We start from the raw sequence: 19,598 nt of genomic DNA, 5'->3' as shown, positions 1-19,598 counted from the left end.
CATGTTACGAAAGATAAAACTTTTCCTTTCCCTGATTTTTGTTGCCAGCGTCTTAACCGTAAACGCGCAGGACAAGCCATTGTCTTTATGGTATACAAAGCCGGCAGAGAAATGGACAGACGCACTCCCATTAGGAAACGGACGCCTGGGTGCGATGGTTTTTGGAGGAGTGGAGAAAGAAAGGATCCAGTTCAATGAAGAAACATTGTGGACGGGCGAGCCCCGCGACTATACACGTCCGGGCGCTGCAAAGTATCTTGACACCATTCGGCAACTGATTTTCGCGGGTAAACAAAAGGAAGCGGAACAATTGGCCGGCGAAAAATTCATGGGCATGCGTTCCGATGAAGGCAATCGTGATGCGTGGATCAAAACGGTAACGTCAACCAAATTACCGGCAGGTGATCCAGCCGCACCTGGATTTAACGATGCATCATGGAAGACAATGCCGGTACCCTCCTATGAAGGTTGGGAAGCTGCTGGCTTCGAAGGTCTCGATGGCGCCATCTGGATGAGAAGAACCATCAACCTTCCTGCTGATTGGCAAAATAAAGAAGCGGTACTTGATCTGAACAGGGTCCGCGATCTGGATTATACCTATGTAAATGGAAAACTGATCGGAACAACGAACAGTACCGATCCAAGAAAGTATAACATTCCCGCCGATGTCCTGAGAGCAGGCAGGAATACAATAGCTGTGCTCGTATTGAATTTCTTTGATAAAGGCGGCATTGCCGGCTATAAGGATACTACACGACATATAGGGATCTACACAAAAGAGACAGGAGAGAAGGCAAAGCTTTCTCTCAATGGAAACTGGAAATATTACGTGGTGAATGATGATCCGCCCCCGGTGCCCCGTTATCAGGCCGACTACCAGCCATTCGGTGATCTCTGGCTCGAGTTTTCGCATAAGCCTGATGAAGGAACTTACCGGCGAAGTCTTAACATAAGCAATGCAGAAGCCGTAACGAGCTATACATCCAATGGCGTTGCCTACACAAGAAAGTATTTGGTGAGCCAGCCTGATCAGGCAATGTTTATTCAACTGGAAACAAATTCTCCTGGTCAGTTGAATTTTACCGCATCATTGTCAAGTCCGCATAAATTGTCTTCTGTAAAAACGAAAGACGGCCACACTTTATCGCTTTCGCTGAAAGTAAAGAATGGCGCTTTAAAGGGAGAGGCATTGCTTTATGTAGAATTGAAAGGCGGAACAGTACAGATAAAAGACAATAAGATAGAGGTGAAGAATGCAGATGAGGCGGTACTTTCATTGGTTGCCGCAACTAATTATAAGAACTTTAAGGATGTTTCCGGAAATCCTGTTGCCAGTACAAACGCACAACTCAATGCGATCAAAGCAAAGAAGTTTGAACAGGTACGCGAAGCGCATGTAAAAGAATATCAGAAGTATTTCGATACATTCAGCATCCTTTTTCAAGGTTCCTCACGTGAAGATCTTCCGACGGACGAACGGTTGGCGAAGTTTTCGTCAGGCGGCGATCCATCTTTCGCTGCGCTTTATCTGCAATACGGAAGATACCTGCTGATCTCCAGTTCGCGCCCCGGCACCCGTCCCGCAAATCTGCAGGGTATCTGGAATGATCTTCTTGCGCCACCATGGGGGAGCAAATACACAACGAATATCAATGCGGAAATGAACTACTGGCCGGCTGAGCTGCTGAATCTTTCACCCATGCATCAGCCTCTGTTTGATATGATCGGTGAGCTGTCGCAAACCGGCAAGCAAACTGCAAAAGCGCATTACAATTCACCCGGCTGGGTATTGCATCACAATACGGATCTGTGGAGAGGCACTGCACCGATCAATGCGTCCAATCACGGGATTTGGGTAACCGGTGCGGCGTGGCTTTGCCAGCATCTTTGGGAACATTACCAGTTCAGCCAGGATGTATTTTTCCTTCGGAACAAAGCCTACCCGATCATGAAGGAAGCAGCATTGTTCTTCAATAGTTTTCTTATTAAAGATCCTGTTTCCGGCTATCTTATCAGTACGCCATCGAATTCTCCTGAGCAGGGAGGTTTGGTTGCCGGGCCAACAATGGATCACCAGTTGATCCGTGATCTGTTCAGCAATGTTATTTCCGCCAGCGAGATTCTCAATGTTGATAAAGCATTTCATGATACATTAAAGATCAAATACACACAGATCGCTCCGAATAAGATCGGCAAATATGGTCAGTTGCAGGAGTGGTTGCAGGATAAGGATGATACATCCAACAAGCATCGTCACGTTTCTCATCTTTGGGGCGTTCATCCCGGATCGGAGATCAATTGGGTGCAAACCCCCGAGCTGATGAATGCGGCACGTCAGTCGCTCATTTATCGCGGTGATGAAGCCACCGGCTGGAGCCTTGGCTGGAAGATCAACCTGTGGGCAAGATTCAAAGATGGCGATCATTCATTTAAATTATTGCAAATGCTGCTCAGTCCTGTGAAAGGCGGTGCGGGAAGTTACCTTAACCTGTTTGATGCTCATCCTCCTTTCCAGATCGACGGGAACTTTGGTGGCGCAGCGGGAATAGGCGAGATGCTGCTTCAAAGTCATACAGGTTTTATCGATCTTCTGCCCGCATTACCACTCGCTTTATTCAATGGTGAAGTAAATGGGATCCGTGCGCGTGGGGGATTTGAATTGAAAATGAAGTGGAAAAATGGAAAGCTTCAGCAGGTCGAACTGAGATCAACTGCAGGTAAGACCTGCAAGCTTCGCTATGGAGGTAAAGAAATATCCTTCCCTACTGAAGCCGGAGGTATCTATCGTTTTGACGGAAATCTTGAAAAGAAATAATGTTGTTCTACAAAAGAAGATCATACGGAATAGTGAGCGCCTGCATGCGTGCATTGGCATTGCTGCTAATGTTGTGTTTGTTTTTGGATCATAACCTTTATGCTCAGTCTTCAGTCAGGCAGGACATATCATTGAATGAGGACTGGCTTACCACCGCCACTTCAAACGATGAAGTTCTTCCTGTTGATCATTTCAAAAAGGAACTTGATACAAAGAACTGGAAAAGGATAGACGTTCCGCACAACTGGGATGGATATGAAGGGTACAGGAGAATGCTGCACGGTAATCGGCATGGTGATGCATGGTATCGTAAAACCATAAAGATCCGGAAGTCAAAAACAGGGAAACGTTTCTTCCTGTATTTCGAAGGTGTCGGGTCTTATGCTACTGTTTATCTGAATGATCAGAGAGTAGGAGAACATGCTGGCGGCCGTACAACATTTACCATTGATGTTACAGATTTTATACGGACAGATGGCTCTGCCAATTTACTTGCCGTTCGTTCCTGGCATCCATCGAATATCAAAGATCTTCCCTGGGTCTGTGGCGGATGCAGTGATGAACGTGGATTTTCCGAAGGCTCGCAACCGATGGGGATCTTCCGCCCCGTTCATTTGCTGATCACTAATGAAACGCGCGTTGTTCCCTTTGGGGTTCATGCCTGGGCCAAGGTAGAGAAGAATGCGGCGATGTTGAATCTGTCTGCAACCCTGAAGAATTACAGTACCGCATTAAAAAATTATCAGCTTGTCTTTGCTGTGAAGGATGCGAAAGGGAAAGTTGTTTATAATGATCAGAAAGCGATCACACTCAAGGCGGGTGATTCACTTGTTTTCAAAAATGATCCCGCAAAGATCAGCCAGCCTGTTCTGTGGTCAGTAGAAAATCCATACCTGTATAATATCGTTACAACGGTAAAAGAAGGAAATTCCATCATCGATGAATTAGTAACGCCATTCGGATTCCGCACTGTCAACTGGAGAAATCCGACCAATCAGTTTATCCTGAATGGTAAACCGGTATTTATCAATGGCGTCGCGGAATATGAACACCTGATCGGGCAAAGCCATGCATTCAGCAAAGAGCAGATTATTGCAAGAATGAAGTGGCTGCAATACGCAGGCTTCAATGCGTTCCGCGACGGACACCAGCCGCATAATCTTTTATATGGACAATTATGTGATGAGAAAGGAATTCTCTGGTGGACGCAACTGTCTGCCCACGTATGGTATGACTCCCCGGAGTTTCGCTCAAATTTTAAAAAGCTGCTGACGGAATGGGTGATCGAACGAAGGAACAATCCTTCCGTTATTCTCTGGGGTTTACAGAATGAAAGTAAATTGCCGGAAGACTTTGCCCGCGAGTGTACGGAACTGATCCGTCAACTCGATCCGACTGCTTCAACAGAAAGACTGGTCACCACCTGTAATGGAGGCGCCGGCACGGATTGGGATGTGCCACAGAACTGGACAGGCACTTATGGCGGCGATCCAAATACATACGGAGAAGATGTGAAGAAGCAGGTGTTGATCGGGGAATATGGAGCCTGGAGAACACTGGGTTTGCATACGGAAGGTCCATTTGTACAGAATGGCGTTTTAAGCGAAGACAGGATGACTTTGCTGATGGAACAGAAGATCCGGCTGGCTGAATCGGTAAAAGATAGTAGTGCAGGACAGTTCTTCTGGCTGCTTACATCGCACGATAATCCCGGCCGTGTGCAGGGTGGGGAAGGATATCGGGAACTGGATAGGATCGGTCCGGTTAATTATAAAGGGTTATTGACCCCATGGGAAGAGCCGACGGATGCGTTCTATATGTTCCGTTCTAATTATGCACCGAAGGAAACGCAGCCGATGGTGTATATCGTTTCACATACATGGCCCGGCCGGTGGACTAAGCCTGGCGTGAAAGACAGCCTGATCGTTTATTCCAATTGTGATGAAGTGGAGTTGTTCAATGACCTGGGAAAATATTCATTGGGAAAGCGAACGCGCAAAGGAATAGGAACACATTTTGAATGGCGGAACGTAGATATTAAATACAATGTTCTGTATGCAATTGGTTATGTAAACGGGAGAGCTGTAGCGCGGGACACTATTACCCTGCATCATTTACCGTACGCTGAACGAATAGAAGATCGCATGTATAACAGCGATATTTTTAAACCCGCCCCGAAGTATCATTACTTATACAGGATCAACTGTGGCGGGCCCGCCTATCCGGAGCGTCACGGCAGTTACTGGTCTGCTGATACCTACTTACCTGATACTGTCAAGGATTCAATGTTTGGTTCCCGTTCATGGTCCAACGAATTTGAAAATATCCCGCCATTCTTTGCAAGCCAGCGCACAACAACAGCTGCTGTTACCGGTGATTGGATCTTAATGCAAAGTTTTCGTTATGGGCGCGACAAGCTTTCTTATCATTTCCCTGTTCCCGATGGGGAGTATCTTGTTGAACTATATTTCATAGAACCCTGGCTTGGGATCGGTGGAGGAATGGATGCAACAGGTATGCGTCTGTTCGACGTTGCGATCAATGGAAAAACAGTCCTGAAAGATCTTGATATCTGGAAAGAAGCTGGTACGAATAAGCCGTTGAAGAAAATAATAAAGGCAAAGATACAGGGAGGAAAACTCATTGTGTCTTTTCCAAATTGCAAAGTTGGACAGGCGATCATCTCAGGGATTGCCATCGCATCATTAAAACCCGACCTTGAGATAGCCCCATCTTACAATCTTACAAGTAATACCGTAGGTGCTGCGGGCTGGCGGGATTGGGTAGATGAAGGTTACGAAACTGCGTTCGGCAGCAAACCCGGCATTGCTGAACTCCCATCAGGACTTTTTGGAAGTTCGCAACTGATCTATAAAAAAGACAAACCGGGACCTGTTTCATTTGACCTTGCAGATACAGCCGACGTATTTGCAGCAATCAGCGATTCGGTAAAGTATGACTGGATGAATGGCTATGAAAATACGGGTAAGTATCTTCGTCTGTCTGATGGGAAAAATTATCCCGTTTGGAGAAAGCGCTTTCCTGCAGGCAGGGCACAGGTGAACACCGAAAAATATCCATTGATTTTTGTCAAACCCGCTGTTGATATGCAACCGGCTTACGATCTGAAGCCTGTCACTGCTTATAAAACAAACCTGGCAAAGCTGACCGGTAACGTGGCGAAAGAACAATTCGAGAAGCGCGAAGTGGCAATGGTGAAAGCTGAAGATAATGCCATTGTAGAATGGCCGGTATTGACCGGCGTGGCCGATATCTATTCCATCACCCTGAAATATTACTGGCCCGGCGAAAAACCGGTGAATGCTACACTCGAACTCATCGGACCGGGTAACAGCAGGATGATGACACAATCCGTAACCCTTACATTTACCCGGCAGGGGAAATGGAACCAGGTCACTGTTAATACCGGAAGTCAGATCAATGCCGGGAATTATATTGTAAGACTGATCACAGAAAAAGCCAAAGGACTCGCTATCTCGGGGATAGACGTCCAATAAATGATTATGAAACGATTGCTGTTTTTTTTATTCTTCTTATCTGCTGCAGCCTGTTCCACTGCCCAGGAATTACATGTGAACAATCCCCGGTGTAATTATCGGACCAATCCATTAGGTGTTGACCTCATTCCATCGCTTAGCTGGGAATTGCGTTCTGGCGGAACAAATATTTCCCAGAAAGCGTATCGCCTTATTGTAGCAGATGATTCTGCTCTGCTGAAAAATGATAAAGGAAATGTATGGGATTCAAAAAAGATCTCTTCCAGTAATACGCTGCAGGTAATCTATCAAGGAAAGCAACTTGTTCCCGGTAAGCTTTATTACTGGAAAGTAATGGTTTGGGATAACAAAGGGAAAGCTGCGTGGAGTGCTATTTCCCATTGGCAAATGGGGTTATTGAAACAGGATGACTGGGCAAATGCAAAATGGATCGGGTATGAGGAATTGCCTGATACTTCCATCTTTCTCCCTTTGGCACATGGTCGCGGCAAGAAAGAGTGGGGCGCCAGAAAGAACATTCTTCCTTTATTACGTAAGGAATTCAACGTCAGCAAAACAGTCAAACGCGCCACCGCTTTTATCTCAGGACTTGGTCATTTCGAACTGACCATCAACGGAAAGAAAACTGGGGATCATTTTCTTGATCCCGGATGGACGCAGTATTCAAAACATGCATTGTATGTAACTTTTGATATAACAAAAGATCTTCAGAAAGGTGCCAACGCATTAGGTGTGATGCTTGGCAATGGATTTTACTATATTCCCGGGGAACGTTATCGTAAACTCACAGGTGCGTACGGTTATCCAAAGATGATCGCGCGTGTGATCATCGAGTACACTGATGGTTCAACTGATAGTATCATCAGCGATAAGACCTGGAAAACTTCAGCTTCTCCCATTACGTTCTCCAGTATATACGGTGGGGAGGATTATGATGCAACAAAAGAGCAGCCGGGATGGGATAAAGCCGGTTTTAATGATCAGACGTGGAAGAATGTCGTCATGACAAGCGGCCCTTCTTTACTGCAATCGCAAATGGCAGAACCTGTAAAAGTAATGCAGGATTTTTCACCAATGAAGTCAACCCAATTAAGCAACGGTCAATGGATCTTTGATCTTGGGCAGAACTTTTCTGGTATTATAGCTATTGAGCTTTCCGGAAAGAAAGGTGATACTGTCAGGATCACCCCGGCGGAATTACTGAATGATGACGGCTCAGCAAATCAAAAAGGAACCGGCGGGCCATTCACTTTTACTTATATATTGAAAGGAAATGGCGTGGAAAAATGGCAGCCAAGATTCACTTATTATGGCTTCCGTTATTTACAGGTGCAGGGTGCTGCTCCTGAAAAAGCTACAGGGTCTATAGCAAAGATCAATCGAATTAACGGTCTTCATATCCGTAATGCCGCCGCTACTGCCGGAGATTTCAACACCTCGGACACATTGTTCGGGAAGATCTATAAATTGATCGACTGGGCAATCCGCAGTAACACGGTCAGCCTGTTCACCGATTGTCCGCATCGCGAGAAGTTGGGCTGGCTTGAACAAACTCATCTGATGGGAAGTTCTGTTCAATACAATTATGATGTTGCAGCACTGAACCGCAAAGTTATCCGGGATATGATCCAGTCGCAGACTGATGATGGCCTGATCCCGGAGATCGCTCCCGAATACGTACACTTCGAAGATCCCTTCCGCGATTCACCTGAATGGGGAAGCGCTTCTATCATATTGCCCTGGTATACGTATAAATGGTATGGCGATAAGCAGGCGCTGGAAGAAGCTTACCCCATGATGAGAAGATACATCACGTATCTCGAAAAGAAATCGGATGATTATATACTGATGCAGGGATTGGGTGATTGGTATGATATCGGACCCAATAAACCTGGCTTTGCCCAAATGACACCAAAAGGTGTAACTGCAACAGCGACGTTCTATCACGACCTGTTTCTTATGAAGGAAATTGCAACTCTTCTCGGCAAAAAGGATGACGTGAATATGTATGCTGATCTAGGTCTGAAAGTGAAGAAGGCATTCAATGACAAATTTTTTAATTCTTCCACTAAACAATATGCCACCGGAAGCCAGGCTGCCAATGCCATGGCATTGCATATGGGATTGGTTGAACCTGCAGATAGGGAAGCGGTTGTTGCTAATCTGGTGAAAGATATACGCGACCGGAATAACGCATTGACTGCTGGTGATATTGGTTATCGTTATGTATTGCGCGCCCTTGAAGACGCTGGCCGTTCAGACGTGATCTTTGATATGAATAACCGCAGCGATGTTCCAGGTTATGGATATCAACTGGCACATGGAGCTACTGCATTAACAGAATCCTGGCAGGCTTTACCTGCTGTTTCCAATAACCATTTTATGCTCGGGCATTTAATGGAATGGCTTTACGCCGGATTGGTTGGGATCAAAATGGCTGATGATGCGGTTGCTTTTGATAAGATCGAATTGCATCCGCAACCTGTCGGTAAGATGAAATCTGCCGGAGCGAGCTATCATTCCGTCCGCGGGCTGATCAAAGCAGGATGGAAACGCGATGGCAATACGTTCGAATTGAAAGCCAGTATACCGGCCAATACAACCGCAAAGATCTTTTTCCCAGCGAATACAACTTATACAACACCTTTGAGTGTCGGATCGGGTGAACATACTTTTACTGTACAATTGAAATAGATGATGCGTTCTTTTTTAACGATACTTTTCCCAGGAAGATCAATTCTTTTAGCTGCGGCATTAATGCTGTCGCCACTATTATTTGCACAAAAGCCAAGGACTGTTGTTGATTTCAACGGCGGATGGAAGTTTGCTTTGCAAAAAGATACATCCTCTGCTAAGCCATCGCTTCCTGAAGCATCGTGGCGTGTGCTTGATCTTCCGCATGACTGGAGTATTGAAGGCGAATTCCGGAAAGACAATCCCGCAACAACGCAGGGAGGCGCCTTACCTGGTGGAATAGGGTGGTATAAAAAAACATTTGTTGTTCCGGCTGATCTTAAGGACAAGAATCTGTCAATAGAGTTTGATGGTGTTTACCGTAACAGTGAGGTTTGGATCAATGGGAGGTCTTTAGGAAAACGACCTTACGGTTATATCTCTTTTCAATATGATCTTACGCCCTATATCAAACCCGCTCCCGCAAGTAATTTGATAGAGGTGAGAGTGGATAATGGTCAGCAACCCAATTCACGCTGGTACACTGGTTCGGGTATTTACAGAAATGTAAGATTAGTGTCTACCAGCAAACTCGCTGTAAAGCACTGGGGCAGCTTCGTTACCGCAGCTCCCCTCAATGCAAAACAGGCGACCGTGAATGTTGAAACAAATGTGAAGAATACAGGAGCGATCACCGGAAAGGCACAGATCTCTTATCAGGTGCTTGATCAGTCTGGCAAACTCATTTCATCTTCTAAAATAAAAGCATTGGATCTGACCGGAGAAGAGATCAGCAGTAAAGAACAATTGCTTGTTAATAATCCTGTTTTATGGTCAACAGATAAGCCGTTTCTTTATAAACTGGTAACGACGATCACACAAAATGGAAAACTGAGTGATCAGTTCGAAACAACCTTCGGTATCCGTTCTTTTTATTTTGATGCGGATAAAGGATTTTTCCTGAATGGAAGGTCAATGAAGATCAAAGGTGTTTGCATGCACCATGATCTTGGTGCATTAGGTGCGGCGGTTAACACGCGTGCTATTGAGCGCCAGTTGGAGATCCTCAAAGCGATGGGGTGTAATGCCATCCGCACTGCCCATAATCCATCTGCACCGGAGTTATTGGAACTTTGCGATAAAATGGGTTTCCTGGTAATGGTGGAAGCATTTGACATGTGGAAGAAAAAGAAGAACAAGTTTGATTATTTCACAGATTTTGAAGACTGGCATGTACGTGATCTGCAGGATATGGTTTTGCGTGACCGAAATCATCCTTCCGTATTTATGTGGAGTGTCGGCAATGAGATCCGTGAGCAGTTTGACAGCACGGGAATTACTATTACGAAAGAGCTTGTTGATATCGTCAAAGCGATCGATACAACAAGACCCGTGATCGCTGCATTGAGCGAATGGAACCCGGAGAAGAATTTCATGTATAAATCTAAGGCATTGGACCTTGTAGCATTGAACTATCATCACGAAGTATATGATGATTTCCAAAAGCATTATCCGGGACAAAAATTCCTGGGAGCAGAGAACATGTCGGCACTTGCCACACGTGGCCATTATGAAGAATGGCCATCGGATAGTACTTATTTATGGCCCGCCAAGTCGCCGTTAAAATACGTGGAAAATGGAAATGCGGATTATACTGTTTCTGCCTATGACCAGGTAGCTGCTTATTGGGGAAGCACCCATGAGCAAACATGGAAGCTGATCAAAAAGCATAAATTCCTGTCGGGTTTGTTTGTATGGACAGGATTTGATTATCTGGGTGAACCAACACCATATCCGTGGCCGGCCAGGAGTTCTTATTTCGGAATTGTTGATCTCGCCGGTTTTCCGAAAGACGTTTATTATATGTATCAATCCGAATGGTCGGACAAGAATGTATTGCATATTTTGCCACACTGGAATCATGAAGCAAGAAAATCAGACAAGCCTGTTGACGTATGGGTGTATTACAATAATGCGGATGAAGTAGAGCTATTCCTGAACGGCCAGTCTTTAGGTGCGAAGCGCAAAGGGGGAGAGGATTTGCATTTAATGTGGCGCGTTCCTTTTCAACCGGGAGAATTGAAAGCCGTATCACGGAAAAATGGCCGTTTGGTGAAAGAAGCAAAAGTGGAGACGGCGGGTGAGCCGGCAAAGATCGAGCTGACCGCCGACCGTTCCATTTTAAATGCCGATGGAAAAGATCTGGCATTTGTAACGGCTCGTATCCTGGATAAAAACGGTCGTTTTGTAGCACTGGCATCTACGCAACTGGAATTCGAAATAACCGGGGAAGGTCAATTGGCCGCAACGGATAACGGTTACCAGGCAGATACTACCTCCTTTCAAAGTAAAACGCGCCAGTGCTGGAAGGGCATGGCACTCGGGATCATCCGCGCAGGCAAAAAACAGGGAAATATTACATTAACTGTTAAAGCTCCCGGAATGACGCCTGCCGTATTGCGCCTCCGTACGTCTGACCATTCAAAAATGGTATTACGTAAATTTTAAATAAGAGAATACTGAAAATAGTAAAATCTTCCATCTTTTTAGTCAAACCTTACATTGTTGTCCGTAGCTTGCACAAGTACCTTTAATTGTGTGAATGACATTAATTGCCTGTAACCTTTCATTTCACTGCTAACGATTAAAATGCATTTCTCGATGAAAAGAGCAACGCTTGCCATGTTTATGCTGCAATCTTCTTCAGCTACTAAACGATCTTTCCCTATTACTTTATATGTAACTACCATTATCATAGCCTGCTTGTTCAGTAGTGTCCTTTGTGCGCAAACAAGCAGCGCGTCCCCAACTGCCGAATACCAGAAAGTGATCAGGGAGCGCGTGAAGAAGATCGTTGATGTTCTCGATATCACAGATAGCAGAAAATATAATAACACACTGGAAACGATCTCCTCTCAGTATTTCGCCCTCAATGATATTCATGAGAAAAGCAAAGAGAAAGCAGGCCAGATCAAAAAAGACGTTCAGGGTGATAAGCAGGCTGAAGAAATAAAAAAGGAAGAAGAAATAAAAAGTGGGATCCTGAAGCAGCAACATGATGAGTTTATTGCTCAATTAAAGAAAGACCTTAACGATGCGCAGGTGGAGAAGGTTAAGAACGGCATGACCTATAATGTGCTGAACGTGACCTACACCGCATACCAGGATATGATCCCTTCCCTGACCACTGATCAGAAGGAAAAGATCTATACATGGCTACTCGAAGCAAGGGAGCTTGCAATGGACGCTGAATCTTCAGATAAAAAGCACGCTGTGTTTGGAAAATACAAAGGAAGGATCAATAATTATCTCTCTCAGGCTGGCTATGATATGAAGAAGGAAGAGAAAGCGTGGCAGGCACGTATCCGCGAAAAGCGCGAAAAACAAGCGGAAGCCAATAACTAATCATTGCTTAACTAAGTACACATAAAACAAAGCCATATGAACTTGCGACTGCCAAAACTGCTGCTGTTGTTATTTATGCTGTGTAGCACTTTCATTTCCTGGGCACAGGAAAGAACGCTTACCGGCAAGGTAACAGACAAATCGAACAACAATGCACCTCTTCCCGGTGTTTCCATCAAGGTGAAGAATGGTACTAAAAGTGCCACCACTGATGCTGATGGTAATTTCTCCATCACCGTTCCATCTAACGAATCTATTATCACTTTTACTCACGTAGGATTTGGCGTGGTTGAAACCAAAGCCGGTCCGGGTACGCTCTCCATTCAAATGGAAAGCCTTACCTCCGATCTGAATGAAGTGATCGTCGTAGGATATGGCAATCAAAAGAAGGCACACCTTACCGGTTCTGTCGAAACCATCAAAGCAAAAGAAATTGAAGATCTGCCAGTCGGTAACCTCGGCGTTGCCCTCGCAGGTCGCGTTTTGGGTGTGAATGTGAGTGGTGGCGCAAGCCGTCCGGGAAGTACAGCAACGCTGACCATCCGTAATCCATTATCTCTTGCAAAAGATGGAGGAAACAATTCTCCATTGATCGTGATCGATGGTGTCATCCAGGTTACGTCCCAGGGTGGTAATGATATGACCCTCTTTAACAGCCTTGACCCTTCAGAAGTGGAGAGCATTTCTTTTCTGAAAGACGGTGCTGCCGCGATTTATGGCTCACGCGCTTCTAACGGTGCGATCATCGTAACTACTAAAAGAGGTTCTTCCGGCAAACCCCGGATCAGCTATAGCGGTTCTGTTGCCACAAACAACGAAGCATACAGAACTAAAATGATGAGCCCATCCGAACTTGCTAAATATATTAATATCATCAACGGACCGAATGGCGCGAATGTGCTTGATCCTAATGACAGGACAAGATTTTTTAGTCCTGATGAGATCGCTCATTTCAGCTCAAACGGATATGATTGGTTGAATGAAGCATGGCAGTCTTCTTACAACACGCGCCATGCAGTGAATGTAAGTGGAGGCTCAGATAAAGCTACCTATTTCGCTAACGTGTCATATTATGCGCAGAATGGTAACCTGGGTAAACTTGATTATTCAAAATGGACCTACCGCGCAGGATCGGATGTTTCCGTAGCAACTGGTTTGAAAGTAGGTCTCCAGGTAGCGGGCGTCTATACATCATCCCTTGAAATGAACAGCAAGATTGGTGGAGAGAATGCGGAGAACGACTATCGTAACCTGCTGAGAACGCCTGGTTATGTACCTCCTTATATCAATGGCCGACCTGTAAGACCTCCCGGTGGAAGCGGCGCAAGCAATCTTTCTGCCTACCATTTCTTTGAGTTAGACAGGCTGGAGAACTACATGGATAAGGATGATAATGTTTCAACAGTAAATCTTTATGCGGAATATGAAGCTCCATTCCTGAAAGGACTTAAAGCAAGAGTAACCTATGCACGTAATACAGGCTCAGGTCATGACGCACGGATCGGTTCCCGTTATATGCTCTATCGTTTTAATCAAACCGGACAAAATCAGCATATCTACGACGGCGCGACCGTACGTGACTCTGCTTTTTATACCAACGATAATGCTGTTCGTTTCTTTAATAAATCGAGCAAGCTGACGCAAACCAACTTCACACTGTCTTATAATAAAACCTGGGGAAAGCACACCGTTGGTGGATTGTTCAGTGTTGAACGTTCTGAAACAGAATCAACGCAGGAAGATATCTCCAAGGAAAACCCTTCTGTATTTACCAACGGTCAGTTCAATACGGCTTTCGGTGCAATCGATGGCCGCACGTTTGCTTACGAAAGCGGTAACCTCGGTTATATCGGCCGCGTAAACTACGCCTACAGTGGTAAGTACCTGGCTGAATTCTTGTTCCGCTCAGATGCCTCAAACAAGTTTGCACCAGAGAACTACTGGGGCAAATTTTATTCCCTCAGCGCAGGCTGGGTGATCTCTGCGGAAGACTGGTTCAAATCATCTACTGTCAATTTCCTGAAAATACGTTACTCAGTAGGTATGTTGGGTAAGGACGATACAAGACCATGGCAGTGGAGACAGCGCTTTACTTTCCAGAATGGTAAAGGCGGACAGTTCGGCGCCGACAATGCTCCTGCTGAGATCGGCATGAAGATGGAGGTTTCTCCAAATCCTGATGTTACCTGGAGTGATGACCTTAAACAGAACATTGGTATTGATGCCCGTTTCCTCAGAAACAGACTTTCTACTACTGTTGAATTGTTTTATAACAAAGGCACAAACCTGCTGATCGAACGTACTGGTATTGTTCCGATCACGGTTGGTGGATCGATCGCTTCTCAGAACTATGGTGCTGTTAACTTCTTCGGTACGGAATTTTCTGTAGGCTGGGAAGATAATGTTGGAAAAGATTTCACTTATGGCATCAGCGCCCGTCTTTCCTGGAATGATAATAAAGTGCTGCAGGGAAACTTCAATGCATTTGATACACGGTTCCCATGGAATGCACAGCCAAATCAATCGACAGATATCGGCAAATGGGGCTTCGACTACATCGGGATGTTCCGTAACCAGGGAGATATTGATGCATATGTAGCCAAATACAATATTACTTCTGTTTTTGGAACACCAACAGCACAACTCAGACCAGGCATGCTGTACTATCGCGATGTTCGTGGGGCCATTCAGCCTGACGGTTCATTTGCAGCACCAGATGGGATCATTGATGTCAATGACCAGGTAAAGCTTGCAAACAGGGCTTCCGCTCATTGGGGACTTGGAACAACGCTCAGAGCTGGCTACAAAGGACTCTCATTTGAAGCAGTGATCGTAGGATCATGGGGTGGTTGGAGCGAAATTGATGCACGTAATGCGCTCGAAAGAAATATAGACAACCTGTATCAGAATGGACCTAAGTACTGGAATAACATCTATGACCCAACGCTTAATCCGGAGGGTACAATGCCTAATCCATTCTTTGGTGATATCAGTCTCGCACCGACTTCAACATTCTGGAGAAACAGCTCTTTCCGCCTCAGGGTCAGGAACGCAAACCTGAATTATTCTATTCCTAAAACGATCACTGAAAGGTTGAAGATCTCAAGTGCCCGTGTGATTCTTACCGCCCTGAACCCTCTTAACCTTTACAATCCATTTAACTATAAGGATTCTGAAGGTGCATGGGATATCTACCCTGTATTGAGGACATTCTCAGTTGGTGTAAATGTTACGCTTTAACAGAAATAATTAAATTTTATCCCGGACTATGTCCGGGGCTTAAATAAAGCCAGATGAAAAAAACATTAGCAATATCTCTTTTAGCACTCGCAGCTCTCGGAAGCTGTAAAAAGGATTTCCTCGAGGAGAAGCGGGATCTGACGGGCATGAATGAAGAAGTATACAAAGATCCTTTGATGGCAAAGGCATACACCGGTTACATTTACGGTTTGTTCCAGCCCGCTGATAATGCTGCGGCAATGACCGTTTATCAGACCAATAACAACGGCGCTTTCTCTGATCTGTATACAAAAACGACAGATGAGATGGCCGGACAAACAGATCTCAATCGTGAGTGGCCTTTGATCGCCATAAACCAAACACATGCGCTGCAGTATTTTGGTCAACCAATGTCCAGCTCTATTGCCAATAATGTATGGACACGTATGAGGCAGATCAATCTCTTTCTTGATGAGATCGATAAACATGGTCTTGCGGCAGAAGTTACTGCACCGCTGAAAGGTGAAATGTATTTCTGGAGAGCTTATCAGTATTTCGAGCTGTTGAAATTGTATGGCGGCGTTCCGCTTATCCTCACAGCTCAGAACCCAAGCCCTCCCGATGGCGATAATTCCAACCAGGTTCAGCGTTCAAGCTCCGCAGCAACTGTTGCGCAGATAGAAGCTGATCTCGACCTCGCAGCTTCATTACTTCCCGGCCGCCGCCCTGACGTTGACTGGGGTAGATTGACAAGCGGTGCAGCCTTAGCATTGAAAGGCCGTGTGTTGTTAACATGGGCAAGCCCACTTTTTAACCGCAATGATGAACGCGCCCGCTGGCAGAAAGCGTACGATGCAAACCTTGCTGCAAAAACAAGGCTTGAAGCAAATGGCTTTGGGCTTTATACCAACGGTGGTACTGCAAATGCTCAGGCATGGGAAAATATGTGGACGCATGCTGTTAACAATCCCGAAGGAGTTTTTATTGTCGGTTTCAACAGCATCCAGACAGAGAACGTTAAAAGAAATAATGGCCATGAGCAAGCAGCCCGTTCCAAACAAATACTTGGTGCTGGTTCTATCTCTCCAACCAAACAAGTGGTAGATGCATTTCCAATGAAAGACGGAAAGCTGCCTGGTGATCCAACTTCTGCGTATACTTATGACGCAAAGAAATTTTATAAGAACAGAGATCCCCGCTTTTATAAAACATTTGCATACAATGGTTCATTATGGCCTTATTCCGGCGCAGCAAATTTCCGCCAGTGGACATACTACTGGAGTACTACTGCTACAGCCGCTACTCCAAATAAAAGCACCGAAGTTGCAGGGGCAAATGGTACAGGTATCTATTTGAGAAAAGCAACCAACCCAAATGCCAGCAATGCTCCAGGTACTTTCGCTTTCAGCGGCACTGATTATATGGACCTTCGCTTTGCAGAAGTGATTCTTAACCTCGCAGAGTCTGCTATTGGCGCTGATAAATTGGGAGAAGGGTTGACCAATATCGGACTCGTAAGACAAAGAGCGGGAATTGAAAACCTTGATGGAGCATATGGCCTGAATGCAGCGGCTGGTAATCGCGACCGGCTCTTTGAAGCTGTGATCAATGAAAGGAAAGTGGAATTCGCTTACGAAAATAAACGCTTCTGGGATCTGAGACGCTGGCTGTTATTTAATAACGACTTTGGCACTTGCACAAGATTGAATCAAAAACCTATCCAGGGCACCCGCAGAACCGGTTACTGGGTATACGTTAAAAATACCAATGGTACAAAATACGTAGGTAATGATGATCCATTGATGCGCAGAACAAATGGTACTATCCCAATCGTAGAGCGCGAGCCGGGAACTTTCCCTCCGGGAGTATCAAACATGGAGCAATATGTAGACTATCTCTATGATAACCATTTTGAAATACTCGAGAGAGATAATGTTGATCCGACAAACCCTGTGAACTGGAAGTTTACCTGGTATAATCAATATTATTTCTTCGGGCTTCACCAGGCTATTCTTGGAGCATCACCGTATCTGCAGCAAACAAAGCTGTGGCCTGACCTGAACGGTGCGCAGGGGACATTTGATCCTTTACAATAAGAGATAAATGATCTATAAATAATAAAGAGAAGATCTATTCTTCTCTTTATTATTTATGGAAAGTGAAGGATATTAATTTGAAAATTTCTTTATCGGGACATGCAATTTTTTAGAGTAACCTATCGTCAAAGAATTATACAATTATGATCATGAATTTAAACTATAAGAAAATCTCTGCGGCGATTGCGGGCTCTTTCTTAATGATGAATGTGCATGCACAATATCCTAAGATCCCGTCTGATGTCCAGAAGTCAGCAGACTCACTAATGAAAGCGGCCGAAGCGCATTCAGAAGCTGCATGGGCGGTCGCCCATCCGATCATTAAACAGGAAGCAAAGAACGGAAGGCCGTTTATTCCCTGGGCTGCAAAGCCGGATGATCTTCCACAAGCTGATATCCCGGCATTTCCCGGTGCAGAAGGCGGAGGTAAATTTGCTTTCGGTGGAAGGGGCGGTCGCGTGATCGTTGTTACAAACCTGAACGACGATGGACCGGGGAGTTTCCGCTGGGCTTGTGAACAGGGTGGCGCTCGTACGATCGTGTTCAATGTTGCGGGTATCATCCGTATAAAAACGCCTGTTATCATCCGGGCTCCTTATATTACAATCGCTGGACAAACCGCTCCTGGTGATGGCGTTTGCATCGCCGGTGAATCTGTTTGGATCAATACGCACGATGTGATCGTTCGCTTTATGCGGTTCCGCCGCGGCGAAACCTGGGTCGGCCGTCGTGATGATGCGATCGGTGGTAATCCCATCGGCAATATCATGATCGATCACGTTTCCGCAAGCTGGGGACTTGATGAGAACATGAGCATGTACAGGCATATGTATAACGACAGTACTGGCAAAGCTGCAGAAGATAAATTGCCTACTGTAAACATAACCATCCAGAATTCAATTTTTGCTGAAGCGCTCGATACCTGGAATCACGCTTTCGGCAGTACGCTCGGTGGGGAGAACTGTACCTTCATGCGGAATCTTTGGGCAAACAATGCCGGGCGTAACCCATCTATCGGATGGTATGGCATTTTCAATTTTGTTAATAACGTTGTATATAACTGGGTACACCGTTCTATTGATGGAGGTGATTATCGTGCGCAATACAACATCATCAATAACTATTTCAAACCGGGCCCTGCAACACCGAAAAATAACAACGTTGGTCACAGGATCCTGAAACCTGAATCTGGCCGCAGTAAATTAAAATACCATGTTTATGGCCGCGCGTATGTAAATGGCAATATCATGGAAGGTTTCCCGGAGATCACGAAAGACAACTGGAAAGGTGGCGTGCAGGTTGAAGAGCTGCCCGATACTGGGCCGCATACAGCCGACATGAAATGGAACACGCCATTGCCAATGGCGCCGCTCACGATCCTTACTGCGGAGCAGGCAAGAACATATGTGTTGGCAAATGCGGGCGCAACACTGCCGAAGCGTGACGCTGTAGATATCCGCGTTACCGAAGAGGCAAGAACAGGAAAGGTCAATCCGCTACCGAATGTAAAATTGCCCGAAACGCAATTCGAACATCGCCGCGCTCCGATCGATTCTTATAAACAAGGTGTGATCACGGAGATTTCCCAGGTGGGTGGATATCCTGAATACAAAGGAACGCCTTACAAGGATAGCGACAATGATGGCATTCCGGATGATTGGGAAAAGAAAAATGGTCTCAATCCGAATGATGCAAGCGATGCAGCGGCCTATGCAAAGAATAAAAGCGGCTATACTAATATAGAAGTATACCTGAACAGCGTGGTGCCGGTGCAGAACGTGAAGCCTGCTGGAGGTAAATGATGAATGACCTTCGTTGGTTTTTTAAATCGTCCGGCGTGGGTTCCCGCAGATTGCGCAGATTCATTGTTTC

At 45.5% G+C, this 19,598-nt stretch carries 8 protein-coding genes; all 8 read left to right on the top strand.

Going from position 1 to position 19,598, the window contains the following annotated elements; translation table 11 throughout:
* Position 1 precedes the first annotated feature (1 nt).
* The 8 genes from LZZ85_RS11020 (at position 2) to LZZ85_RS10985 (ending at position 19,528) form a co-directional block, all read left to right on the top strand.
* Positions 2-2,815, top strand: a complete 2,814-nt coding sequence (locus LZZ85_RS11020) for a glycoside hydrolase family 95 protein (RefSeq protein ID WP_237871600.1) — start codon at positions 2-4, stop codon at positions 2,813-2,815.
* On the top strand, positions 2,815-6,333 hold the full coding sequence (locus tag LZZ85_RS11015; protein WP_237871598.1) for a malectin domain-containing carbohydrate-binding protein: 3,519 nt from the start codon (positions 2,815-2,817) through the stop codon (positions 6,331-6,333). Before LZZ85_RS11020 ends, LZZ85_RS11015 begins: the two co-directional genes overlap by 1 nt.
* Before the next feature lie 6 nt (positions 6,334-6,339).
* Positions 6,340-9,027: a family 78 glycoside hydrolase catalytic domain gene (locus LZZ85_RS11010; protein WP_237871596.1), complete on the top strand. Its 2,688-nt coding sequence runs from the start codon at positions 6,340-6,342 to the stop codon at positions 9,025-9,027.
* Positions 9,028-11,514: a beta-galactosidase GalB gene (gene galB / locus LZZ85_RS11005; RefSeq protein WP_237871594.1), complete on the top strand. Its 2,487-nt coding sequence runs from the start codon at positions 9,028-9,030 to the stop codon at positions 11,512-11,514.
* 153 nt (positions 11,515-11,667) lie between these two features.
* On the top strand, positions 11,668-12,411 hold the full coding sequence (locus LZZ85_RS11000) for a DUF3826 domain-containing protein (protein WP_237871592.1): 744 nt from the start codon (positions 11,668-11,670) through the stop codon (positions 12,409-12,411).
* 36 nt (positions 12,412-12,447) lie between these two features.
* On the top strand, positions 12,448-15,651 hold the full coding sequence (locus tag LZZ85_RS10995) for a SusC/RagA family TonB-linked outer membrane protein (RefSeq protein ID WP_237871590.1): 3,204 nt from the start codon (positions 12,448-12,450) through the stop codon (positions 15,649-15,651).
* A gap of 53 nt (positions 15,652-15,704) precedes the next feature.
* On the top strand, positions 15,705-17,726 hold the full coding sequence (locus LZZ85_RS10990; protein ID WP_237871588.1) for a RagB/SusD family nutrient uptake outer membrane protein: 2,022 nt from the start codon (positions 15,705-15,707) through the stop codon (positions 17,724-17,726).
* A gap of 149 nt (positions 17,727-17,875) precedes the next feature.
* Positions 17,876-19,528: a polysaccharide lyase gene (locus tag LZZ85_RS10985; protein ID WP_432422761.1), complete on the top strand. Its 1,653-nt coding sequence runs from the start codon at positions 17,876-17,878 to the stop codon at positions 19,526-19,528.
* Positions 19,529-19,598: the final 70 nt, after the last annotated feature.

This window comes from Terrimonas ginsenosidimutans, from assembly GCF_022012415.1.
GTDB lineage: Bacteria > Bacteroidota > Bacteroidia > Chitinophagales > Chitinophagaceae > Terrimonas_A > Terrimonas_A ginsenosidimutans.
Note: the sequence above shows the minus strand (reverse complement) of the source record. Positions and strands in the feature narration are given on the sequence as shown.